The following is a 22,225-nucleotide window of genomic DNA, read 5'->3' as shown; positions in this document are numbered from 1 at the left end:
ACGATCTGTTGCAGCCATGACGCTGCATCCCATGACACGGCTGTGCGTATGATCGCCCCAGACCCTCATGGAGCCAGCGCCTTGCTCAAGCGCCTGACCCTTTCGCTGCTGTTGTCGGCCCTGCCGCTGCTCGCCATCGCCGCCCCCGACAGCTACCGCCTCGACCCGGTGCATACCCGCGTGCTGTTCGCGGTGGAGCATGCCGGCTTCTCCCACGCACTGGGCACCGTGTCCGGCAGCGAAGGCGTGCTGGTGTTCGACCCGGACGACTGGCGCACGGCACGCCTGGAGGTCAGCGTGCCGATCCAGCGCCTGGACCTGGGCGATGACAAATGGAACAAGGCCACGCTGGCGCGCAACCTGCTCGACGGTGAGCGTTTCCCGGAAGCGCGGTTCGTCTCGACCCGGGTCGAACCGATCGATCCGACCCACGCCAACGTGATCGGCCAGCTCACCGTGCGCGGGGTGACCCGCGAGGTCACGCTGGCGGTCACCCTCAACGCGCTCAAGCGTCATCCGCTGCCGCCGTTCCGCCGCACCGCCGGTTTCTCGGCCACCGCCACACTCAGCCGCAGTGCCTTCGGCGTGGATGGCTGGGCCTCGATGATCGGCGATGAGGTGCAGCTGCGGATCGAAGCGGAGGCCGTGCGCGATCGCAGCGCGAGCGAGCCGGGCGATCCTGCCCCTGCCGATGTGCCGGGAACTCCGGCCCCGCCGATCGACTCAGATACCCCACAGCCGGTCCAGGAGACCACGCCATGACCGCCAAGAACACCCCGACCCGCTGGGGCGGCGTCAGCCAGACCCTGCACTGGCTCATCGCTGCACTGATCCTCGCCCTGGGCATCGTCGGGCTGACCATGGGCGAGCTGCCCAAAACCCCGAAGTACTTCTGGGTCTACACCATGCACAAATCGATCGGCATCACCGTGCTGGCGCTGGTGGTGACCCGGCTGCTGTGGCGGCTGTACGCCGGCGCCCCGCAACCGGTGCCGGGCACGCCAACCTGGCAGGAACGCGTCGCCTCGGCCACGCACTGGCTGCTGTACGTGCTGATGTTCGCCATTCCGCTGTCAGGCTGGCTGTACGACTCGGCCAGCGGCCTGCGCCCGTTCCGTTGGTTCGGCCTGGTCGATGTGCCCAAACTCAGCCCGCCCGATGAACGTGTCACCCAGATCTCCCACGCCATCCACGAGTGGGGCTTCTGGCTGCTGATCGCGGTGGTCGTCGCCCATGCCAGTGCTGCGCTTTACCACCATTTTTACCAACGCGATGCCACGCTTGCGCGCATGCTCCCGCAGCGCTGGCTTGCCTCCCCCCAGAAGGATTGACCATGAACATCAAGCTCACCTCTCCCGCCGCGGTCGCCGCCGCCCTGGCCGGCCTGCTGGCCACCGCCCCGGTGCTGGCCGCCGATTACGTGCAGGCGCCCGGCTCGGTGCTGGCCTTTGCCACCAAGTACGACGGTGAAGTGTTTACCGGCACCTTCCCCGGCTTTGACACCAGGATCAGCTTCGATCCGGCCAAGCTGGACGATGCCAAGCTGGAAGTGACCATTCCGCTGGCCAGCGCCAAGAGTGGCAACAGCGACCGCGACTCGACCCTGCAGGGCGCGGACTTCTTCAACGTGGGCAAGTTCGCCCAGGCCAAGTACAGCGCCACCAAGTTCCGTTCGCTGGGCAACAACCAGTACGCCGCGGACGGCACCCTGGAGCTGCGCGGCGTCAGCAAGCCGGTCACGCTCACCTTCACCTGGACCCCGGGCGCGCAGCCGGTGCTGGCCGGCAAGGCCACGGTCAAGCGCCTGGACTTCGGTGTGGGCGGCGGCGACTGGGCCGACACCAAGACCATCCCGAACGAGACCGCGATCAGCACCAAGGTCGTACTGAAAGCAAAATAAGCCGCGCCGGCTACAGGTAGAGCCGACCGTTGGTCGGCTGCCGCAACGATGATCCCCCGGGCAGCCGACCAACGGTCGGCTCTACCGGATCCAGGCTTCTACCGCGGGCACGTCGAACGGCCAGTCCAGTTCCCGGCCCCGTGCATCGCGCAACACAGGCACCCGGAGCCCGTAGCGGGCCTCCAGCGCGGCATCGTCATCGATGAACACACTGTCCAGATCGGCCACCCGGGCCTGGGCCAGCACCGCCAGGGCCTGGTCGCACAAATGGCAGTCATCACGCTGGAACAAGGTAAACACCGGCCCACCCGCCTTGGAAAATGTTGCGCCGCACTCAAGGCTGGCGCCTGCGACAGCATAGAATAGCGCTCCATCCGATACCCGCAGTTTGGCAATCATGGCTGTCAGCACGTTCGACGTTTTCAAGATCGGCATTGGCCCGAGTTCTTCCCACACCGTGGGACCGATGAAGGCTGCCGAACGTTTCGTGCACCGCTGGCTGCTCGATCCGGGCCATCTGCAGGACGTGGTGCGCATCCGCGCCGACGTCTACGGTTCGCTGGCCCTGACCGGCCGTGGCCATGGCACCGACAAGGCGGTGCTGCTCGGGCTGGAAGGCCAGCGCCCGAACCTGATCGATCCGGACATCATCCCCGAGACCCTGGAGCGCATCCGCAGCAGCAAGCGGATCCGCCTGATGGGCCAGCACGAGATAGCCTTCGACGAGAAGCGCGACCTGGGCCTGAACAAGCGCCAGAAACTGCCGTACCACACCAACGGCATGCGCTTCACCGCCTACGGCGCCGATGAGCAGGTGATCGCCACGCGCGACTACTACTCCGTCGGTGGTGGCTTCGTGGTCAACCAGGACGATGCGGCCGATGACCGGATCGTGCCCGATGAAACCCCGCTGCCCTATCCGTTCAAGAGCGGCGACGAGCTGCTTGCGCAGACCGCGCGCAGTGGCTTGAGCATCGCCCAGATGATGTTCGAGAACGAGAAGTGCTGGCGTACCGAGGACGAGATCCGCGAGAGCCTGCGTGAAATCTGGAGCGCCATGCAGGCCTGCGTGGCACGCGGCATCCGCCAGGAAGGCACCCTGCCCGGCGGCCTGCATGTCTCCCGCCGCGCACCGGCGCTGTACCGCGAGCTGTCCTCCAAGCCCGAAGCGGCGATGCGCGATCCGCTGACCACGCTGGACTGGGTCAACCTGTACGCGCTGGCGGTGAACGAAGAAAACGCCGCCGGTGGCCGCGTGGTCACCGCCCCGACCAACGGCGCCGCCGGCGTGCTGCCGGCCGTGCTGCATTACTTCGACCGCTTCTGCCCCGGTGCCAACGAACAGCGCGTGTTCGATTTCCTGCTGACCTCGGCGGCGATCGGCATCCTGTACAAGGAAAATGCCTCGATCTCCGGTGCCGAAGTGGGCTGCCAGGGTGAAGTGGGCGTGGCCTGCTCGATGGCCGCCGGCGGCCTGGTCGCCGCGCTCGGCGGCAACCCGAGCCAGATCGAGAATGCCGCCGAGATCGGCATGGAACACAACCTCGGCCTGACCTGCGATCCAATCGGTGGCCTGGTGCAGATCCCCTGCATCGAACGCAACGCGATGGGCGCGGTCAAGGCGATCAACGCCTCGCGCATGGCGATGCGCGGCGATGGCAAGCACAAGGTCTCGCTGGACAAGGTCATCAAGACCATGCGCGACACCGGCCGCGACATGCAGGACAAATACAAGGAAACCAGCCGCGGCGGGCTGGCGGTCAACGTCATCGAGTGCTGAATCCGAGCGCGGCCGCTCAGCGGCCGCTGGCTTGGCTCGAGCTGTCACGCGCGTTGTCGCGCATCGCCAGATCCTTGCCGACGGTGTAGCCGCCGGCCAGCATCAGCATGATCATGAGGATCAGGGTAAACGCGATGGTCAGCGGATCCGTACCGGTGGCAACCGGCGCAGGCTGCGCGTCGGCCAGCTGATCCATTTCCACGCTCAACGCTGCGGCGATCGCCATGCAGGTTTCTCCCGAGGCGCGGCCCGCCGCTTCCATCCGCTGCACCGTACGCGCGCTCAGCCCCGCTGCACCCGCCAGATGTTCCTGCGACCAGCCGCGCTGCTCGCGCAGCCGTTTCACCGTCTCTCCAGAGAACTCCATCGTGCTCGCTCCTGCGTGGTCATGCAGCGATTCTGCCCTGCAGATCCCCCCTTCGCCACGACGGCACCACGACGGCACCACGACACAGTCACGACACAAGCTGTATGCGTCCAGTAGAGTCGTACTTCCCCCGATGGAGACCGCCATGCGCATCCTGGCCGCCGCCCTGCTCGCCTGCCTGCCGCTGACCACCCTTGCCGCCGACACCTACGGCCCGCGGCTGGAAGGCTTCGACTACCCCTATCCGGTCAAGATCTTCCGGTTCGAGTCCCAGCGCCAGCCACTGGAGATGGCGTACATCGACGTGCCCGCCGGCGGCAAAGGGTTCGCCGGTACGGTCGTGCTGTTGCACGGGAAGAATTTCTGCGCGGCTACCTGGAAGGACACCATCGCAGCACTGAGCGCGGCCGGCTACCGGGTGATCGCCCCGGACCAGATCGGCTTCTGCAAATCGAGCAAGCCCGAACGCTACCAGTACTCGTTCGGCCAGCTGGCCGCCAATACCGAAGCGCTGCTGGAGCACCTGGGCTACGGCGAGGGCAAGCTGCACATCGTCGGCCATTCGATGGGCGGCATGTTGGCGGCACGCTTCGCGTTGATGTATCCCCAGCGCTTGCTCAGCCTGTCACTGGTCAACCCGATCGGACTGGAAGACTGGAAGGCCAAGGGCGTGCCGTGGCGCAGTATCGATGCCTGGTATGCGGGCGAGTTGAAGACCAGCTTCGACAGCATCAGGAAGTACCAGCTGGACGTTTATTACAACGGGCAGTGGAAGCCCGAGTACGAGCAGTGGGTGCGCATGCAGTCGCGCATGTACGACGGCCCCGGCAAACAGGCAGTGGCGTGGAGCCAGGCGCTGACCTCGGACATGGTGTTCAACCAGCCCGTCGTCTATGAACTGCCGAAACTCACGGTCCCGACCACCTTGTTCATCGGCCAGACCGACCGCACCGCGATCGGCCGTGACCTCGCGCCGCCCGCGCTGAAAGCGACGCTGGGCAACTACCCTGCGCTGGGCAGGGCGGCGGCCGCGGCGATTCCCGGCGCCACCCTGGTGAGCTTCGAGGACCTGGGCCACTCGCCGCAGGTGCAGGATCCGGCCCGGTTCAATGCGGCACTGCTGAAGGCAATCTCACCACACGACTGACCTGCCCCCCCCGGTAGTGCCACGCGATGCGTGGCAGCAGCCGTCCTCACCCTCATCCGCCGACGCAGCCAGCCCACCCTGGCGCTACCGCGTGCCTTGGTGGGATCGCGCGGCAATCAGCCCCGCACGATCGCCAGCACGTCGTCCAGCAATGCGGCGGCGGTGACTTCCGCGCCGGCGCCCGGCCCCTGGATCAACAGCGGCTGGGCGTGATACCGATCGCTATGAATCGCCACCCGGTTGTCAGTCTGTGCACCGCCGGCCAGCGGATGGTCACGCGGGAGCACACGCAGCCCCACCGACGCACCCTCGTGATCGAAGCCGCCGACGAAACGCAGGCAACCGCCCTGCTCGCTGGCCTGCCGCCAATACTGCTGCAGCGGGGCATCCAGCAGTGACAGCTGGGCCAACGCATCGGCCGGCGGCAACACCGCCAGCGCGTCGGGCACCAGTGAGGCGACCTGCACCTGCTCGGCACGCAATGCGATGCCGCTGGCGCGCGCCAGGATCAGCAGTTTGCGACGGACATCTTCACCGGACAGATCCACACGCGGGTCCGGCTCGGTGTACCCGGCGCCCGCTGCCTCACGCACCCACGCAGAAAACGGACGCTGGCCATCGTAGTGATGGAACAGCCATGCCAGCGAACCGGACAGCACGCCCTCCACGCGATGGATGCGGTCGCCACCGGCAACCAGCGCGCGCAGGCTGCTCAGCAGCGGCAGGCCAGCCCCCACCGTCGCACTGTCGCCGTAGCGCGCGTCGCCCTGCTGGCCGCTGTCGGCGATGGCTTGGGCACGTGCGAGCTGCGCACCCTGGCCGAGCTTGTTGGCGGTCACCACGTGCACGCCACGCGCCAGCCACTGCTCGTGCCAGTTGGCGACCTCGTCACTGGCCGTCGCATCGACCACCACGTCACCGCGCTGCAGGCCCTCGGCTTCCGCCCAGGGCTGCAGTGTCACCGCACCGCGTGCGGCCAGGTTGGCCTGGGCAAGTTCGTGCGCGGGGGCCTGTTCGCAGGTGCGCGCCGTGCGTGAATTGGCCAGCCAGGAAAACGACGGCAGCGTGACGCCACGGTGCTGCAACGAGGCATACCGTTCCACGAAAGCGGTGCCGACCGTGCCGGTGCCGAGCAGCGCCAGTTTCCGATTGGCAACCAGCGGCAGATTCAGCACCGCGCTCATGCATCCACCTGTTTACGGCGCTGCACGTCGCGGTGCTGATCGATCACGACCTGGGCGCGTTCCAGCCCGGCCTGCAGATCGGCCACCAGATCCTCCGGCGATTCAATGCCGACCGACAGGCGCAGCAGCCCTTCGCTGATGCCGGCATGCGCGCGCGCTTCCGGAGTCATCGCTGCATGGGTCATGGTGGCCGGGTGCGCGACCAGGCTCTCGACGCCGCCCAGCGATTCGGCCAGGGTGAAACAGCGCAGGCCATCGACGAAGGCGCGCACCGCCGCGTGCGGATCATCGCCCGGGCACGAGGCCAGTTCGAAGGACAGCATCGCACCGAAGCCGCTCTGCTGGCGCGCCGCGATGGCATGGCCGGGATGATCGGCCAGGCCGGGGTAGTACACGCTGGCCACCGCATCGCTGGCGGTGAGCAGATCGACCACGGCCACCGTGTTTTCCTGGTGCGCGCGCAGCCGTGCACCGAGCGTGCGCAGGCCACGCAGGGTCAGGAACGCATCGAACGGCGAGCCGGTCAGGCCCAGTGCGTTGGCCCACCACACCAGCTGCTCGTGCACCGCCGGATCGCGCGCGACCACCGCGCCGCCGACCACATCGCTGTGCCCGTTGATGTACTTGGTGGTGGAGTGCAGCACCAGGTCGGCACCGAAGCTGATCGGCTGCTGCAGCGCCGGCGACAGGAAGGTATTGTCGACGACGACCTTGGCACCGGCCTTGTGCGCGGCGTCGATCACGAAGCGCAGATCGGTGATGCGCAGCAGCGGGTTGGACGGGGTTTCGATCAGCACCAGCGTCGGCGACTGCGCCAGTGCATCGGCCAGCGAGCGCGGATCGGTCAGGTCGGCGGTGATCAGGCCGAAGTGCCCCTTCTTCGCCAGCGCATTGAACAGGCGCCAGCTGCCGCCGTACGCATCATGCGGCACCACCAGGGTATCGCCGGGCTGCAGCAGCGCATTGAGCACCAGGTTGATCGCGCCCATGCCGGTGGACGTGATCACGCCACCGGCGCCCCCCTCCAGTTCGGCCAGCGCTTCACCCAGCAGATCACGGGTGGGGTTGCCGCTGCGCGTGTAGTCGTACTGGCGCTTGTTGCCGAAGCCATCGAAGCTGAAGTTCGAGGACAGCACGATCGGCGGGGTCACCGCGCCATGGGCGGTGTCACGGTCGATGCCGGCACGCACGGCGGCGGTGACGCGGCTACAGGACGGCTCGGTACCAGCGGAACGGCTCATGCGGTTTCTCCGGGGGATCGAAAAGCGGTGGCGAGGATCGCGTCGATGCGATCGGTTTCTTTCAGGAAGGCGTCGTGGCCATACGGGGAGCGCAGCACGCGCAGGCTGCCGCGCGGGCCCAGCCCTTCCACCAGACCGACGCAGTCGGCCAGCGGGACCAGGCGATCGCCTTCCACGGCGACCACGACGGTCGGGACCTGGATGGCGGTCGGGTCGATGCGGTGCAGGTCGATCGATTCGGACAGGCGCAGGTAGGCATCGACCGGCGTGCGGGCCACGTACTGCGCACCGGCGGCATCCAGGTAGTCCTCGGCGGCAACGCGCACGCGGCCATTGACCACTTCCGGTGCGGCATCGAAGCGTTCACCGAATTCTTCCGGCGTGCGGTAGCTGAGCATGGCGAACTGGCGCGCCAGCGACAGCCCGTGGCTTTCGGCGCACTGCAACTGGCCAAGCGCGACCGCGCGACGCTGCAGCGCGCGCCAGGCGGCGGCATACGGATGCGGGCGGTGCGCGCCGCTCACCGCGATCAGCTTCTGCAGGCGCTGGCGGTGGCGGAGCGCGAACTGCTGGCCAACCAGCGCACCGTAGGAGTAACCGACGAAGCACTGCAGGCGGGCGATGCCAAGATGATCGAGCAGCAGGGCCAGCGCGTCGGCCTGGTCGGCAGTATCGATCGGCAGGTCCAGCGCCCCGTCGGCGCCAATGAAATCGAACGCCAGGATGCGCAGCGAGGCCGGATCCAGCGCGCGGCCCGGGGCCACCAGGCCTTCGGCCCAGCCCTTTTCCGGAAATTCGGCATTGGCCGCCACGTGGCGGTGGGCGGAGATGCCACCGGCCAGCACCACCACCGGCGCGTCGGCGCGGCCCACGATTTCGTAGCGCAGCCGCACCGGCCGCGGTCCACCATGACGCATCGACAGCACCGCCGCGATATCGCCGCGCACGGCGTTCAGCCCGGCGTCGACGGGGACGCTGAGCGGGGCGAAAGTTTCGGTGGCGGCAGGGGCGGCGGTGGCGAAGCTCATGGCGGTATCCAAAGGAGGAAAACGGCCATCGAGCTTTCGCGGAGCTCGCGTTCGAAGCGCACGCACGGTGCACGGTTCGAACCATCTTTCGGAAGACACCAACGGTCTCCGCAGGATTTGGCACCTACGCAGGTCGCTTTCGCGTCTGCGGGCTGCCCCGGCTTCAAAGGGCCTGTCCCTCTGCCGGTCTCGATGGTGCAGCCACGATGCCAGCGCTTTTGGCTGATGTCAATCCCTTCATCGGCATGAAGAGATATATATTCCAGATCATCATCAGTCACGCATACTCCATCTTCCCTGCTTACCGGCGAATGCCTTGCGCTGCCTGCGTCTGCCCGCACTGACCGTGTTGATCCTGCCGGCGCTGAACGCCTGGGCCGGGCCGGGCGCAAACTGGCGGGACGGCTGGCGGATCGACCGGCCGACGCCCGCCACCGCCGTCCAACCGGCCGGCCAGGCAGGTGCGCCGGCCTTGGCGGTGCTGACCCTGGAGGGGGAAGGCAACCGCTGGCAGGCACGCGTCGACAACCGCCTGGCGGGGCCGGTCCAGGTCGCACTGGCATCCTCACCCGGTGCCCCCGCCCTGCCCGGGCTCCCCGTGCAGACCATGGTGGCCGCTTCGGCCAGCGTCGTGGTGGTCCACGTCCAGCCGCCGGCCGGCACGACGACGATCCGGCTGGCGCTGACCGCCGTTCCCGGCGATCCCACCGCCCGCCCGCAGGACGTGGCCTACCAACTGCCGTTTGACGCCGCCCGCATCAAAGTCAGCCAAGCGCCGCAGGGCCGTTTCAGCCACGGCGACGCGGAAAACCGCGACGCCATCGACTTCGCGCTGCCCGAGGGCACGGCCGTGCTCGCGGCGCGGGCGGGAACCGTCATGCAGGTCCAGACTGATTTCCAGGGCAATGGCCAGGACCGCGACCACGATCTGGGCCGGGCCAACCTGGTGCGGGTGCTGCACGAGGACGGCAGCATGGCCGTGTACGCCCACCTGCAGCACAACGGCGCGCTGGTCCGCCAGGGCGATCAGGTCCAGGCCGGCCAGCGCATCGGCCTGTCGGGCAATACCGGCTACAGCGCCGCGCCGCATCTGCATTTCGCAGTCCAGGTCAATGCAGGGATGCGGCTGCGCTCGATTCCGGCCCGGATTGTCAGCCCGCAGGGCGAGCTGCGCTTCGCCCGCACCGCCGATGAGACCGGGGCGTCCGCCCTGCCCTGACCCCGGCCACGCCCGCCCCCGCTATACTGGGCGGCTCATCTCCATGAAAAGCGCCCCGGGCGGGCGCGTCACGCCATGTCCGAAGTCGCTACCGAAGCTGCGCGCCGCCGCACCTTCGCCATCATTTCCCACCCTGACGCCGGCAAGACCACGCTGACCGAAAAGCTGCTGCTGTTCGGCGGTGCGATCCAGATGGCCGGTTCGGTCAAGGGACGCAAGGCCGCGCGCCATGCGACCTCCGACTGGATGGCGCTGGAAAAAGAGCGCGGCATCTCGGTGACCTCCTCGGTGATGCAGTTCCCGTACGAAGGCAAGATCGTCAACCTGCTTGATACCCCCGGCCACGCCGACTTCGGCGAGGACACCTACCGCGTGCTCACCGCGGTGGACTCGGCGCTGATGGTGATCGACGTGGCCAAGGGCGTGGAAGAGCGCACCATCAAGCTGATGGAAGTCTGCCGGCTGCGCGACACGCCGATCATGACCTTCATCAACAAGCTCGACCGCGAGGGCAAGGAGCCGATCGATCTGCTGGATGAAGTGGAAAGCGTGCTGGGCATCCAGTGCGCACCCGTGACCTGGCCGATCGGCATGGGCCAGCGCCTGAAGGGCGTGGTCCACCTGATCAGCGGCGAAGTGCACCTGTATGAGCAGGGCCGCAACTTCACCCGCCAGGATTCGACCATCTTCCCCTCGATCGATTCGCCTGGGCTGGCCGAGAAGATCGGTGAGCGCATGCTGGCCGATCTGCGCGACGAGCTGGAGCTGGTGCAGGGCGCCAGCCATCCCTTCGACGTGGAGGCCTACCTGGCCGGCAAGCAGACGCCGGTGTTCTTCGGTTCGGGCGTGAACAACTTCGGCGTGCAGCCGCTGCTGGACTTCTTCGTCGAGCACGCGCCCTCGCCGCAGCCGCGCGCCACCACCGGCCGGGTGATCGCGCCGGAGGAAAACAAGCTGACCGGTTTCGTGTTCAAGATCCAGGCGAACATGGACCCGCAGCACCGCGACCGCGTCGCGTTCATGCGGGTGTGCTCGGGCCGTTTCGTGGCCGGCATGAAGACCTTCCATGTGCGCACCGGCAAGGAAATGAAGCTGGCCAATGCGCTGACCTTCATGGCCAGCGACCGCGAGATCGCCGCCGAGGCGTGGCCGGGCGATGTGATCGGCATCCACAACCACGGCACGATCTCCATCGGTGACACCTTCACCGAAGGCGAAGCGGTCAGCTTCACGGGCATCCCGAACTTCGCGCCGGAACTGTTCCGCCGCGCACGCCTGCGCGATCCGCTCAAGCTCAAGCAGCTGCAGAAGGGCCTGGCGCAGCTGTCCGAAGAGGGTGCCACCCAGTTCTTCCGCCCGCTGATGAGCAACGACCTGATCCTGGGCGCGGTGGGTGTGCTGCAGTTCGATGTGGCGGCATACCGCCTGAAGGATGAGTACGGCGTGGAAGCGACCTTCGAGCCGGTCAGCGTGACCACGGCGCGCTGGGTCACCTGCAACAACGAAAAGAAGCTGGAAGAGTTCCGCGAGAAGAACGCGGGCAACCTCAGCATCGACGCCGCCGGGCAGCTGGTGTACCTGGCACCGACCCGGGTCAATCTGCAGCTGGCCCAGGAACGTGCGCCGGACGTGCGCTTCGCGGCGACGCGCGAAGCGGCGCACAGCGTCTCGGTCGGCTGATCGCGCGACCGCGCTGCCGGCTGAACAGGCGCGCGTGCATGCGCGCGCCATCGCGGCGATGATAGGGGGGAGCGGGCTCCCCCTCCCCGCATCTCCCATCATCGCCATGACCTCTGTCGTTTCCGTTCGAGAAGAAATCGCCAGCGCCCTGACCCACGGGCTTGGCGCCGTCGCTGCACTGGCCGGTAGTGCGGTGCTGATCACCCTGGCCGCCATCTATGGCGACGGCTGGCAGTTGGCCAGCGCGATCGTGTTCGGGGTGGCACTGCTGCTGTTGTACACGGCCTCGACGCTCTACCACGCGATCCAGCATCCGATCGCGAAGGGCCGGCTGAAGGTGTTCGATCACTGTGCGATCTACCTGCTGATCGCCGGCACGTATACGCCGTTCACGCTGATCGGCCTGCGCGGCCCCTGGGGCTGGGGGATGTTCACTGCGATCTGGGCGCTGGCGCTGTTCGGGGTGGTCTTCAAGTTGTTCTATACGGGCCGGTTCAAGCTGCTCTCGACGATCATCTATATCGCGATGGGCTGGATGGTGATGGTGGCGATCAAGCCGATGTGGAACTCGTTGGATGCGTGGACGCTGGGGTGGCTGTTGGCCGGCGGCGTGTTCTATACGCTGGGGACGGTGTTCTATCACCGGGAGTCGGTGCCGTATTCGCATGCGATCTGGCATCTGTTCGTGATCGGCGGGAGTGTGTGCCACTTCGTTGCGGTGACGGCGCAGATTCTTTGAGTGTTGTTTTCCTGCAGTAAGAGCATCGGCAACGACACCAGCAACAGCAACAGCGGCAGAAGCAGCAACAGCGAAAGCGAAAGCGAAAGCAGCCAAGGCTTCAGGCATGCGCCAGGCTGGGGCGGCACGGGTGGGTTGGCGCGCACGGAAAGGTCAACGGCATGGCTGTCTGATCCAGTCGTGTCCGCGCCATGCGCCGGGTGGTTGAAGGCAATCCTCCAGCCACCCTGACACTACGCTTACCAATGCTTCGCGCTGCCTGCACGATGCAAGGGCAACCATGGGGATGTGAATACTGTCCCCTCCCCTGCTCCGTCCGATGCCGCTTCCCGTTCCCGCTGGCACTGGCGCCGTCCTGGCAAGCGGGGGCAGCGGTGGTTGGCGATTCTCGTGTTTCTGTTCGCGGCACTGTTGATCCTAATCGCGTTATGGGACTGGAACTGGTTCAAGGGGCCGGTGGAACGTGCGGTGCAGGCCAAGACCGGGCGGGAGTTCCATATCAATGGGAATCTGGATGTCGATCTGGGCCGGGTGACGACCGTGCGAGGCGATGGGCTGACGTTCGCGAATGCGACCTGGGCCAAGCAGCCGCAGATGGCGACGGCGGATCGGGCAGAGATCGATCTGCGGGTGTGGCCCTTGCTGCGCGGGCAGGTGCGGATTCCGGAGATCCGCTTGACGCGGCCGGATCTGCTGCTGGAAACCGCGCCGGGGAAGAATCAGCCGGGCAACTGGGATTTCCTGGGCCCGAGCGACGGTGACCCGCCGGTGCTGCAACGGTTGCTGATCGAAGATGGGCGCCTGCAGTTCAAGGACACGGCCGGCAGGACGGATGTGCTGGTTTCGCTCAACAGCGGCAAGCCGCTGGACAAGGACAGTGGCCCACCATTGCTGGTGAAGGGCAAGGGACGCTGGCAGGGCAATCCATTCTCGCTCAATGGCAATACCGAGTCGCCGCTGGAGCTGACCAATACGGGGCATCCGTTCCGCATCCATCTGGATGGGCGCGCGGGGAACACGCATGCGATCGCCAGCGGCACGCTCACCAATCCCTTCCAGCTGCGGGTATTCGATCTGGAGCTGATGCTGAGCGGTCAGGACATGGAGGATCTGTTCCCGCTGATCGGCGTGGCAATGCCGTCCACGCCGCCGTACAAGCTCAAGGGCCGCTTGAAGCGCAACAACGCCGTCTGGCGCTATGAGTCGTTCACCGGCACCGCCGGCGACAGCGACCTGGGCGGGACCGCGCAGATCGATGTCAGTGGCGAGCGCCCATTCCTGACCGCGGATCTGGTCTCCAAGCGGCTGGACTTCGACGATCTGGCCGGCTTCATCGGGGCACCGCCGAAGACGGGTGCCGGCGAGTCGGCCAATGCCGAGCAGAAGGCCAAGGCGGCCGCGCTGGCGGCCAGTGCCAAGGTGCTGCCGGACACGCCGTACAACCTGTCCAAGCTGCGTGCGATGGACGCCGACGTGCGCTGGAAGGCGCAGCGCATCAATTCGCCGACGCTGCCGCTGGATGACATGGATGCCCACCTCAAGCTCAATGACGGGCTGCTGCGCCTGGAGCCGTTGAACTTCGGCGTGGCCGGCGGCGACATCCGCAGTACGATCCGCATGGATGCGCGCAAGCAGGCGATCTCCACGCAGCTGCAGGCCACCATCCGCAAGGTGCAGCTGGGCAAGCTGTTCCCTGATGCGAAGCTGGCCGAACAGGCCTCCGGCGGCATCAGTGGCGACGTCAAACTGACCGGCCAGGGCAACTCCGTCGCGGCGATGCTGGGCAGCTCCGATGGCACCGTGGCGGTCGGTATCGGCCGCGGCCATGTCGGCAATCTGATCATGGAACTGGCCGGCCTGGATGTCGCCGAATCACTGAAGTTCCTGTTCACCGGCGACAAGCAGATTCCGCTGCGCTGCGCGTGGGGCGACTTCGGTGTCGACAACGGCGTGATGCAGTCGCGCTCGCTGGCCTTCGATACCACCGATACGTTGATCGTCGGCGAAGGCAAGGTCGATCTGAAACAGGAGCAGCTGGACCTGCTGCTGCGCCCGCGCCCGAAGGACATGAGCATCCTGGCGCTGCGCTCGCCGCTGCGCATCGGCGGCACCTTCAAGGACCCTTCGTTCCGCCCGGACTTCAAGGCGCTGGGCATCCGTGGGGCGATCGCGCTGGCGCTGGGCAGCATCGCTCCGCCTGCCGCGCTGCTGGCCACTATCGAGACCGGCCCGGGCGAGGACAGCAACTGCGGCGGCCGTTACGCCAAGTAAGCGCGGGGCCATCCGGGCGGGGACCGACGCTGCGTCGGCCTGGCCCGCCGCGCGCGGCCTCGCTCAACCGGCAACGATGTACTGCTGCAGTTGATCCAGTTTCTGCGCCTGCTCGTCGATGACCGCCTTGACCAGATCACCGATCGAGATCACCCCGAGCACACCCGTGCCATCGACCACCGGAAGGTGGCGGATGCGGTAATCGGTCACCAGCTGCAGGCAGTGCTCGACCTGCTCGCCAGGGGCGACGGTCACCACCTTGGGGGTCATGATCTCGCGGACTTCGGTCGTCCGGGACGAGCGTTCGTGCAGCACGATCTTCCGTGCGTAGTCGCGCTCTGAAAGGATGCCGACCAGTTGCCGGCCCTCCATCACCAGCACCGCGCCGATGCCCTTCTGGGCCATCAACCGGATGGCGTCGATCACCGCCGAGCTCGGGGTGACGGCGAATACCTCAGGGGACTTGCCTTCCAACAGCTGCCGTACCGTGGTCATCTCGCTGCTCTCCACCGATGGGATGCACGGCCGAGTCTGCCACGAACGGGGCCTGCCAGGTGTCAATCAGGTACAGCGGGCGCTGCTTGGATTCCTCGTACAGCCGGCCCAGGTACTCACCAATCAGGCCCAGGGCGATCAGCTGTATGCCGCCCAGGAACAGGATCACCGCCATCATGGTCGGCCAGCCCGCAACGCGGTCGCCGTACAGCGCTGCCTTGGACACCACCACCAGCGCGAACACGAACGCGAACGTCGCTGCGGCCAGGCCCAGATAGGTGGTCACCCGCAGCGGCGCGGTGGAGAATCCGGTGATCCCTTCCAGGGCGAAATTCCATAGCCGCCAGAAGCCGAATTTGCTCTCACCCACCAGCCGCGCATGCCGATGGTAGGGCAAGGCCTTGCGGCGGAAACCCACCCAGCCGAACAGCCCTTTCATGAACCGGTGGCGCTCACGCAGCTGGCCCAGTGCCTGCACCGCGCGCGGCGACAGCAGCCGGAAATCACCGGTGTCGGCCGGGATCGGCGTTTTGGACAGCCGCCCGATCACCCGATAGAACGCCTTGGCGGTGGAGCGCTTGAGCCAGCTCTCGCCATCGCGCGCCAGGCGCGTGCCATAGACGTTGTCATAGCCCTGCTGCCACAGCGCGACGAACTCGGGAATCAGTTCCGGCGGATCCTGGCCATCGGCGTCGAGGATCATCACCGCGCCGTCGTCGACGAAATCCAGCCCCGCCGTGAGCGCGGCCTCTTTGCCGAAGTTGCGCGACAACCGCAGTACGCCGACGCACGAATCCTCGGCGGCCAATGCCTGCATGACGGCCCAGGTGGTGTCCGTGCTGCCGTCATCCACATACAGCACGCGGCCGTCGATGCCCTCCAGCCCAGCCAGCACTGCGCGCAGGCGCGGGTGCAGCATCGGCAAGGCGAGCGCTTCGTTGTGGGCGGCGACGACGACGGTCAGGCGAGGGCTGGTCATGCGGCGATTGTAGCGTCAGCCAATCACATGCATGAATGCTCACTCCTCGCCGAGGTACGCCCCTCCCCCGAGCTGACGGGCCTGCCGCTGGATCCAGGCAGCGCGGCGCTGCACGTACGGGCCGGGCTTGGCCGCGCTGTAACGGCGGGGCGACGGCAGCACCGCCGCGAGCCGCGCACTTTCGGCCGGGCTCAGCCGGGACGCGTCCTTGTTCCAATACTGCTGCGACGCGGCCTGCGCGCCATAGATGCCATCGCCGAACTCGGCGATGTTGGCGTACATCTCCAGGATCCGCGACTTCGGCCACAGCGCTTCGATCAGCACCGTGTACCAGACCTCCAGCCCCTTGCGGATCCAGCTGCGGCCCTGCCACAGGAACAGATTCTTGGCGACCTGCTGGCTGATCGTGCTGGCCCCGCGCAGCCGCCCGCCGCGCGCGTTGTGGTCACGCGCCTTTTCGATGGCCTGCAGGTCGAAACCATTGTGCTCCGGGAAACGCTGATCCTCGGCAGCCACCAGCGAAATCGGCAGGCTTGGCGCCATCTGGTCCAGATCGCGCCAGTGGTAATGCAACCGATAGCTCCAGTCACCCTCCCCCAGCGCCTCGCCGTAGCGCCACAGCATCACGCTGGAAACAGGCGGGTCGATGAAACGCAGGACCAGCACCTGCAGCACACTGAACCCGACGAACAGCACTGGCAGCCACAGCAGGCGGCGCCAGCGCCAGCGGCGCCGCGGCGACGGTTCCAGATCCGGTTCGACCTTGAGGTTGCTGCGCTCTGCCCCCATTACTGGTGCATCCTTTACTTGCACGGTTGTCGGCGCATTATCCGGCAACCGGCACTCCTTTCGCGCAGCCACCGAACCGATGACCGCCCAATCCGACTCCCTTGTCCGTTTCCTGCTCCCCGATGCCGGCGTCCGCGGCGTGCATGTGCACCTCGATGACACCTGGCGGGAGATCCTCTCGCATGCGGTCTACCCGCCGGGCGCCGCCGAGCTGCTCGGCGAGGCCAGCGTGGCCTCGGCGCTGTTCACCGGCCACACCAAGGTCGATGGCCGCCTGTCGATCCAGCTGCGCAGCAACACCGCGATGCGCACCCTCTTCGCCGAGTGCACCGCGGCCGGCACCCTGCGCGGCATCGTCCAGCTGGCCGAGGGCGGTGGCGATGCCCCGCGTGATCTGACCGCGCTGGGCGAGGATGCGCTGCTGGCGATCACCATCGAAAACCCCGGCCTGGATCCGCGCGAACCGCAGCGCTACCAGAGCCTGGTCGGCTTGACCGCGGCCGGCCTGGACGAAGCCTTCGAAGACTATTTCCGCCAGTCCGAGCAGTTGCCGACCCGTCTGCTGCTGGCCGCCGATGGCACCCGCGCCGCCGGCCTGCTGCTGCAGAAGCTGCCCGGCGATGAAGGCGACCAGGACGGCTGGTCGCGGGCCAGCGCACTGTTCGAGACCCTGGGCAAGCAGGAACTGCTCGAGGTGCCCGGCCACGATCTGCTGCACCGCCTCTTCCATGAAGAGACGCCGGAACTGCTGGGCGACAAGGCCCTGCGCTTTGCGTGCTCCTGCTCGCGTGAGCGGGTGGCAGGCATGCTGCAGTCCATTGGCGAAGAGGAGGCCCGCGCCGCCGCCGAGCCCACTGGCGCGGTGGAAGTGCGTTGCGAATTCTGCGGGCAGGAGTATCACTTCCCGTTGACGGAATTCGACATACTGTTCCGTGAGATGGATGTATCCTCGCCGGCACCTGAACGGCTTCAGTAAACTTGGCAAGCGTTTTGTTCTGGGGAGAACCAAGACTTGTTAAGAAATCATAAACGCCCTAGGATCAATGTCCCGCTTCGGCGGGAACTTGTGTTCACTGCGCTTGTCTGAGAGTTCCCATGCATCCCCTTCTGCGTCTACCGCTGGCCCTGATGATCGCCCTAGGCGCGATCCCGGGCGCGCATGCGCAGGCCAAGGGCAAGCAGGACGGCACGGTGCTGCCGGTCTGGAACAAAGGCAGTGGCAAGGTCGAAGCGCTGCTCTACCTGGAACCGACCGGCGAACAGGCCGCAGGGGCCCGCTGGCATTTCGGCCGCAGTTCGCTGGACGCGGCCTTCGGCCTGTCCTCGGGTGACTCGCTGGGCCTGCTGTGCAACAGCAGCCGCGGCACCAGCATCAGCGGATTGGCCAGCCATTGCATGCTGGCCACCTTGGGCGATGAAGAAGACAACACGCTCAGCCGTCGGGTCAGCGGCACCGCCGCGTTCAACCGCCCCGGCGGCCGCGTGGGCATCACCGCCGGCAGCGGCCGTGACACCCTGCCGGCCTGGCTGGCCGGCCCCAACAAATCGCCCTCGCTGCGCGCCGAACAGAACGATCTGACCGTCTTCGGGCAGAAGAACATCGGCCGCGAAGGCTTCGTCTCCATCGGTGGCACCTATGCCAAGGCGCGTCTGGTGCCCATCGCGGACGCTTCGCCGGCGATCGTCGACCGCTGGGACAGCAAAAGCCTCACCATCGGTGCCGGCTATGGCAACTTCAGCGGCAACATCATTGGCCGCGTGGTCGATGTTCCCGGCCAGCCGGGCAAGTGGGAAGGCCTGGGGGTCGGCCTGACCTGGCGCACGCCGTGGAGCGGTCAGCTCACCGTGGGCGCCGAGAACGTGGTCACCCGCGGCAAGAACCCGTTCGCCCCCCGCAACGAGAGCACTGACGAGGGCACCGTGCCCTATGTGCGGTACGAGCAGGATCTCTGACCTGTCTTTGCGACGACCCGTCAATACACGTCACCCGAAGGGCGCCTCCATGAGGCGCCCTTTTTCGTTTGGGCTGGGTGTCAAGGGCGCGCACGGCCCATTCAGGGTGAATTTTTTTTAACAAAAATCTTAACAAATGAGACGTTTTAGGCTGTAGATATCGCTTAGAGCCTTACGCTGCAAAGGCTTTGCCGAATTTCACCTAAATCACATGGAACATTAACGGCTCTTTAATTTTTAGTTGCACGTGGTTACTATCGAGTCAGCTTCACGGATTGGGAACGCCTTTCGTCCCCGCGCTGAAGCCCATCCCAACACGTTGCACCCAAGTCAACTTGGAGAGAGAGCCCAATGAACCGCAACAGCAACAAACTGCGCGACGCCGTCGTCCTCGCGCTGATCGCCAGCGCTGCCGGCACCGGCAGCGCCGTCGCTCAGGAAGCCACTGGCACCACCAATCTGGACCGCATCTCGGTCACCGGTTCGCGCATCCGCCAGGTTGACGTGGAAACCGCCCAGCCGGTGCTGACCATCTCGCGTGCGGATATCCAGAACCAGGGCTTCAGCTCGGTCGGCGACATCCTGCAGAACATCTCCGCCGCCGGTAGCCCGAACTTCAGCCGCTCCTCGCCGCTGACCTCCAACCAGGAAGCCGGTGGTCAGTACATCGACCTGCGCAACCTCGGCGCACAGCGCACGCTGGTGCTGGTCAATGGCAAGCGCCTGGGCATCAGCCCGGATGGTTACCAGGACATCTCGATCATCCCGACCTCGATGGTCGAGCGCATCGACGTGCTGAAGGACGGCGCCTCGTCGATCTACGGCTCGGACGCAATGGCCGGCGTGATCAACATCATCACCCGCAAGAACTTCGATGGTCTGGAAGCCAACGTCTACAAGGGCCAGTACAGCCAGGGCGACGGCGAGAAGGAAACCTACGACTTCGTCATGGGCTTCTCCGGTGACCGCGGCTCGCTGACCGTCGGCGCCGAGTACCACAAGGAAGAAGGCGTGTGGGCCAAGGATCGTCCGTTCACGGCCGACACCTACCCGGATTGGGATCCGGCTTCCTCGCTGACCCCGGTCGGCCAGTACGGTAACTACAACCGCTTTGCCAACCAGTTCAACCGCAACGCCGCGGGCGCACTGGTGCTCAACGCCCAGGGCAACCCGGTCCGTCGCAGCGCCGCCTGGTCGGTCGCCAACCAGGGCAGCGATGCCATCGGTGCCAACGACTTCCACCCGCAGACCGCTGCGGACCAGAGCCGTTCGTCCGATCAGATGCACCTGCTGACCCCGCTGGAGCGTCGTTCGCTGTTCGTCAGCGGCAACTACGACATCACCGACAACGTCCGCTTCACCACGGACCTGTCCTACACCAAGCGTCAGTCGCAGCGTCAGATCGCCGGTTATCCGCTGCAGTCGTCCGCCTTCGGCGTGCCGATGGCCGGCGCGGTCTACCAGACCAACCCGGATGGCAGCCGCACCCTGGTCAGCAACGGCAGCTACTTCAACCCGAACGGCAATCGTGACTTCTACCAGGCCGACGTTGCGAGCTACGTCGATGCCAATGGCGACCCGCTGTTCCTGCAGACCAACGACGTCGACTTCCGTCGCCGTGGCTGGGAAGTTCCGCGTACCACCGATTCGACCCTGACCACCTGGCGTTTCGCCGCGGCACTGGAAGGCTCCTTCGAAATCGGTGACCGCTTCTTCAACTGGGATGTCGGTGCGCTGTACAACGAAAACGACAGCCTGCTGATCAACAACGGCAACTTCTACATCCCGGCCGTCGCCGCGGCTGTGGGCCCGTCGTTCCTGAACGCCGCCGGCCAGGTCGTCTGCGGTACCCCGGGCAACGAGATCGCCGGCTGCGTGCCGTGGAACCCGTATGCCGGTTACGGCGCAGGCAGCGAACAGTACTCGCTGGGCGATCCGAACGTGCAGAACTACCTGTTCCGCGAAGAGCACGCCACGGGCAAGACCAGCACCCACAACTACTTCGCCAACCTGTCCGGCACCATCGTGCCGCTGCCGGCCGGCGATCTGGGCTTCGCGATCGGTTACGAATACCGCAAGGAAAGCGGCGCCTTCAACCCGGATGCGATCGCCCAGTCGGGTGACTCGACCAACCTGGCGTCCGGTCCGACCAAGGGTTCCTATGCCCTGGATGAGTTCTACCTGGAATTGAACATCCCGATCCTGGCGGATCTGGCGTTCGCCAAGGAACTGACCCTGGACGTGGCCACCCGTTACTCGGACTTCACCAGCTTCGGTGACACCACCAACAACAAGTTCGGCCTGAAGTGGCGTCCGATCGACGACCTGCTGGTCCGTGCCACCTATGCCGAGGGCTTCCGCGCCCCGACCATCGGTGACCTGTACGGCGGCACCTCGCAGACCTTCCCGACCAACTTCGTCGATCCGTGCGACAGCGTCTACGGCGACGTCCGCGGCAGCGCACGCTGCGTCCAGGATGTCGGCCAGGGCTACCGCCAGCTGTCGCAGGGCTTTGTCCCGACGACCGGCCGTGCCGCACAGAGCCCGGTGCCGTTCAACTCCGGCTCGAACCCGAACCTGACCCCGGAAACCTCCGAGTCCAAGACGGTCGGCTTCGTGTACAGCCCGAGCTACGTCACCGGCCTGAGCGTGGGTGTGGATTGGTGGAGCATCCGCATCGACAACACGATCGTCAGCGACAGCCCGAACCTGATCATGGAAGACTGCTATGTCCGCCTGATCGAATCGCGCTGCTCGATGTTCAGCCGTGACCCGAACAACGGCAACATCGTGGGCACCCTGAACTACGGCAACCGCAACGCCGGTTACACCGAAACCGAAGGCTTCGACTTCGACATCAGCTACAGCCGTGATACCGATTTCGGCCGCTTCTCGGCCAAGTCGGCCACCACGTACGTGGGCAAGTACGAAGAGAAGTCCACGGACGATGCCGACGCCGTGCCGGCACAGAACAATGGCTTCGGTGCATTCTTCCGCGTGCGCTCGAACCTGGGCCTGGGCTGGAGCATGAACGACCTGTCGGTCAACTGGAACCTGCGTTACTACTCCGGTACCAAGGAAAACTGCCGCTTCGCCACCCGTTGCACGCTGCCCAACTACAGCGCACCGGACACCTTGGGCGTGATCTCGCCGAAGACCGAGCTGGGTGCAGTGACCTTCCACGACGTGCAGGTGTCCTATGCCACCCCGTGGAACGCCACCGTCGCCGTGGGTGCCAACAACGTGTTCAACAAGGTCGGCCCGATGATGACCTCGCAGCCGAGCTCGAACTTCTCGTACTACGGCGGCTACGACATCGGTCGCTTCCTGTACATGAAGTACTCGCAGAAGTTCTGATCGATCCACTGATCAACAACGTCTGATCCAACGGCCCCGAAAGGGGCCGTTGTTTTTTGGGGCGGTGCCCGCGTCCGGCAAACGGCGCGCACAGAA

General features: G+C 66.1%; 20 protein-coding genes and 1 riboswitch. Of the genes, 12 read left to right on the top strand and 8 right to left on the bottom strand.

The genetic code is table 11. The features are described from left to right. Positions 1-81 precede the first annotated feature (81 nt). Genes ORK51_RS12180 through ORK51_RS12170 form a run of 3 tightly spaced genes read left to right on the top strand, consistent with a single transcriptional unit; the run spans position 82 to position 1,900 of the window. A complete protein-coding gene (locus ORK51_RS12180) occupies positions 82-762 on the top strand; it encodes a YceI family protein (protein WP_266085064.1) in 681 nt (226 codons plus the stop codon). Further along, positions 759-1,331 (top strand): cytochrome b, encoded by a 573-nt coding sequence (locus tag ORK51_RS12175; protein WP_266085063.1) that lies wholly within the window; start codon positions 759-761, stop codon positions 1,329-1,331. Before ORK51_RS12180 ends, ORK51_RS12175 begins: the two co-directional genes overlap by 4 nt. A gap of 2 nt (positions 1,332-1,333) precedes the next feature. After that, positions 1,334-1,900, top strand: coding sequence for a YceI family protein (locus ORK51_RS12170; RefSeq protein ID WP_019186059.1), 567 nt, complete (start codon positions 1,334-1,336; stop codon positions 1,898-1,900). An 81-nt stretch (positions 1,901-1,981) separates the two neighbouring features. Here the strand turns inward: ORK51_RS12170 and ORK51_RS12165 are convergent, their stop codons facing one another. After that, complete coding sequence (locus ORK51_RS12165; protein ID WP_261997335.1) at positions 1,982-2,200, bottom strand: glutaredoxin family protein; 219 nt, start codon at positions 2,198-2,200, stop codon at positions 1,982-1,984. Positions 2,201-2,297: 97 nt separating this feature from the next. Here ORK51_RS12165 and ORK51_RS12160 point away from each other — a divergent pair, with 97 nt between their 5' ends. Beyond that, positions 2,298-3,680: an L-serine ammonia-lyase gene (locus ORK51_RS12160; RefSeq protein WP_019185097.1), complete on the top strand. Its 1,383-nt coding sequence runs from the start codon at positions 2,298-2,300 to the stop codon at positions 3,678-3,680. A 16-nt stretch (positions 3,681-3,696) separates the two neighbouring features. Here the strand turns inward: ORK51_RS12160 and ORK51_RS12155 are convergent, their stop codons facing one another. Then, positions 3,697-4,047: a helix-turn-helix domain-containing protein gene (locus tag ORK51_RS12155; RefSeq protein ID WP_266085062.1), complete on the bottom strand. Its 351-nt coding sequence runs from the start codon at positions 4,045-4,047 to the stop codon at positions 3,697-3,699. 145 nt (positions 4,048-4,192) lie between these two features. On the opposite strand from ORK51_RS12155, the gene ORK51_RS12150 reads away from it, so the two are divergent. Further along, a complete protein-coding gene (locus ORK51_RS12150) occupies positions 4,193-5,194 on the top strand; it encodes an alpha/beta fold hydrolase (protein ID WP_070425722.1) in 1,002 nt (333 codons plus the stop codon). 116 nt (positions 5,195-5,310) lie between these two features. Here ORK51_RS12150 and ORK51_RS12145 read toward each other — a convergent pair whose 3' ends face one another. Genes ORK51_RS12145 through metX form a run of 3 tightly spaced genes read right to left on the bottom strand, consistent with a single transcriptional unit; the run spans position 5,311 to position 8,647 of the window. Further along, complete coding sequence (locus tag ORK51_RS12145) at positions 5,311-6,378, bottom strand: homoserine dehydrogenase family protein (protein ID WP_070425723.1); 1,068 nt, start codon at positions 6,376-6,378, stop codon at positions 5,311-5,313. Then, the gene (locus tag ORK51_RS12140) at positions 6,375-7,619 is read right to left on the bottom strand and encodes an O-succinylhomoserine (thiol)-lyase (protein ID WP_070425724.1); all 1,245 of its coding nucleotides are present in this window, start codon (positions 7,617-7,619) and stop codon (positions 6,375-6,377) included. Before ORK51_RS12140 ends, ORK51_RS12145 begins: the two co-directional genes overlap by 4 nt. Beyond that, the gene (gene metX, locus ORK51_RS12135; protein WP_070425725.1) at positions 7,616-8,647 is read right to left on the bottom strand and encodes a homoserine O-succinyltransferase MetX; all 1,032 of its coding nucleotides are present in this window, start codon (positions 8,645-8,647) and stop codon (positions 7,616-7,618) included. Before metX ends, ORK51_RS12140 begins: the two co-directional genes overlap by 4 nt. Positions 8,648-8,725: 78 nt before the next feature. Beyond that, positions 8,726-8,846: riboswitch (SAM riboswitch) on the bottom strand. A gap of 150 nt (positions 8,847-8,996) precedes the next feature. Here metX and ORK51_RS12130 point away from each other — a divergent pair. The 4 genes from ORK51_RS12130 to ORK51_RS12115 all read left to right on the top strand — a co-directional run bounded on the left by ORK51_RS12130 (position 8,997) and on the right by ORK51_RS12115 (position 14,556). Further along, on the top strand, positions 8,997-9,866 hold the full coding sequence (locus ORK51_RS12130) for a M23 family metallopeptidase (RefSeq protein ID WP_266085061.1): 870 nt from the start codon (positions 8,997-8,999) through the stop codon (positions 9,864-9,866). Positions 9,867-9,941: 75 nt separating this feature from the next. Next, positions 9,942-11,546, top strand: coding sequence for a peptide chain release factor 3 (locus ORK51_RS12125; RefSeq protein WP_070425727.1), 1,605 nt, complete (start codon positions 9,942-9,944; stop codon positions 11,544-11,546). Positions 11,547-11,652: 106 nt separating this feature from the next. Next, complete coding sequence (gene trhA, locus ORK51_RS12120) at positions 11,653-12,285, top strand: PAQR family membrane homeostasis protein TrhA (RefSeq protein ID WP_051010536.1); 633 nt, start codon at positions 11,653-11,655, stop codon at positions 12,283-12,285. Between the two features lie 288 nt (positions 12,286-12,573). Next, positions 12,574-14,556 carry an AsmA family protein gene (locus ORK51_RS12115; RefSeq protein ID WP_266085060.1) on the top strand — a complete coding sequence of 661 codons (1,983 nt, stop codon included), beginning with the start codon at positions 12,574-12,576 and terminating at the stop codon, positions 14,554-14,556. 63 nt (positions 14,557-14,619) lie between these two features. Here the strand turns inward: ORK51_RS12115 and ORK51_RS12110 are convergent, their stop codons facing one another. Genes ORK51_RS12110 through mtgA form a run of 3 tightly spaced genes read right to left on the bottom strand, consistent with a single transcriptional unit; the run spans position 14,620 to position 16,819 of the window. After that, positions 14,620-15,051 (bottom strand): CBS domain-containing protein, encoded by a 432-nt coding sequence (locus tag ORK51_RS12110; RefSeq protein WP_019185106.1) that lies wholly within the window; start codon positions 15,049-15,051, stop codon positions 14,620-14,622. Further along, positions 15,011-16,030 (bottom strand): glycosyltransferase family 2 protein, encoded by a 1,020-nt coding sequence (locus ORK51_RS12105; protein ID WP_070425729.1) that lies wholly within the window; start codon positions 16,028-16,030, stop codon positions 15,011-15,013. The genes ORK51_RS12110 and ORK51_RS12105 overlap by 41 nt, the downstream gene beginning before the upstream one ends. A 39-nt stretch (positions 16,031-16,069) precedes the next feature. Further along, the gene (mtgA, locus tag ORK51_RS12100; RefSeq protein ID WP_019185108.1) at positions 16,070-16,819 is read right to left on the bottom strand and encodes a monofunctional biosynthetic peptidoglycan transglycosylase; all 750 of its coding nucleotides are present in this window, start codon (positions 16,817-16,819) and stop codon (positions 16,070-16,072) included. A gap of 79 nt (positions 16,820-16,898) precedes the next feature. Here mtgA and hslO point away from each other — a divergent pair, with 79 nt between their 5' ends. From hslO to ORK51_RS12085, 3 genes are all read left to right on the top strand, one after another. Beyond that, positions 16,899-17,795, top strand: coding sequence for an Hsp33 family molecular chaperone HslO (gene hslO, locus ORK51_RS12095; RefSeq protein ID WP_070425730.1), 897 nt, complete (start codon positions 16,899-16,901; stop codon positions 17,793-17,795). 152 nt (positions 17,796-17,947) lie between these two features. Continuing rightward, a complete protein-coding gene (locus ORK51_RS12090) occupies positions 17,948-18,772 on the top strand; it encodes an XOO1806 family protein (protein ID WP_172838071.1) in 825 nt (274 codons plus the stop codon). A gap of 351 nt (positions 18,773-19,123) precedes the next feature. After that, the gene (locus ORK51_RS12085) at positions 19,124-22,129 is read left to right on the top strand and encodes a TonB-dependent receptor domain-containing protein (RefSeq protein WP_070425732.1); all 3,006 of its coding nucleotides are present in this window, start codon (positions 19,124-19,126) and stop codon (positions 22,127-22,129) included. The last annotated feature ends 96 nt before the right edge of the window (positions 22,130-22,225 follow it).

The organism is Stenotrophomonas sp. RIT-551 (genome assembly GCF_026241915.1).
Taxonomy (GTDB): domain Bacteria; phylum Pseudomonadota; class Gammaproteobacteria; order Xanthomonadales; family Xanthomonadaceae; genus Stenotrophomonas; species Stenotrophomonas bentonitica_A.
Note: the sequence above shows the minus strand (reverse complement) of the source record. Positions and strands in the feature narration are given on the sequence as shown.

Coding starts and splice junctions, on each gene's coding strand:
- ORK51_RS12125 (WP_070425727.1), top strand. CDS start 9,942: ATGTCCGAAGTCGCTACCGAAGCTGCGCGCCGCCGCACCTTCGCCATC.
- trhA (WP_051010536.1), top strand. CDS start 11,653: ATGACCTCTGTCGTTTCCGTTCGAGAAGAAATCGCCAGCGCCCTGACC.
- metX (WP_070425725.1), bottom strand. CDS start 8,647: ATGAGCTTCGCCACCGCCGCCCCTGCCGCCACCGAAACTTTCGCCCCG.
- ORK51_RS12150 (WP_070425722.1), top strand. CDS start 4,193: ATGCGCATCCTGGCCGCCGCCCTGCTCGCCTGCCTGCCGCTGACCACC.
- ORK51_RS12085 (WP_070425732.1), top strand. CDS start 19,124: ATGAACCGCAACAGCAACAAACTGCGCGACGCCGTCGTCCTCGCGCTG.
- ORK51_RS12170 (WP_019186059.1), top strand. CDS start 1,334: ATGAACATCAAGCTCACCTCTCCCGCCGCGGTCGCCGCCGCCCTGGCC.
- ORK51_RS12110 (WP_019185106.1), bottom strand. CDS start 15,051: ATGACCACGGTACGGCAGCTGTTGGAAGGCAAGTCCCCTGAGGTATTC.
- ORK51_RS12105 (WP_070425729.1), bottom strand. CDS start 16,030: ATGACCAGCCCTCGCCTGACCGTCGTCGTCGCCGCCCACAACGAAGCG.
- ORK51_RS12145 (WP_070425723.1), bottom strand. CDS start 6,378: ATGAGCGCGGTGCTGAATCTGCCGCTGGTTGCCAATCGGAAACTGGCG.
- ORK51_RS12175 (WP_266085063.1), top strand. CDS start 759: ATGACCGCCAAGAACACCCCGACCCGCTGGGGCGGCGTCAGCCAGACC.
- ORK51_RS12090 (WP_172838071.1), top strand. CDS start 17,948: ATGATCGCCCTAGGCGCGATCCCGGGCGCGCATGCGCAGGCCAAGGGC.
- mtgA (WP_019185108.1), bottom strand. CDS start 16,819: ATGGGGGCAGAGCGCAGCAACCTCAAGGTCGAACCGGATCTGGAACCG.
- ORK51_RS12160 (WP_019185097.1), top strand. CDS start 2,298: ATGGCTGTCAGCACGTTCGACGTTTTCAAGATCGGCATTGGCCCGAGT.
- ORK51_RS12155 (WP_266085062.1), bottom strand. CDS start 4,047: ATGGAGTTCTCTGGAGAGACGGTGAAACGGCTGCGCGAGCAGCGCGGC.
- ORK51_RS12140 (WP_070425724.1), bottom strand. CDS start 7,619: ATGAGCCGTTCCGCTGGTACCGAGCCGTCCTGTAGCCGCGTCACCGCC.
- hslO (WP_070425730.1), top strand. CDS start 16,899: ATGACCGCCCAATCCGACTCCCTTGTCCGTTTCCTGCTCCCCGATGCC.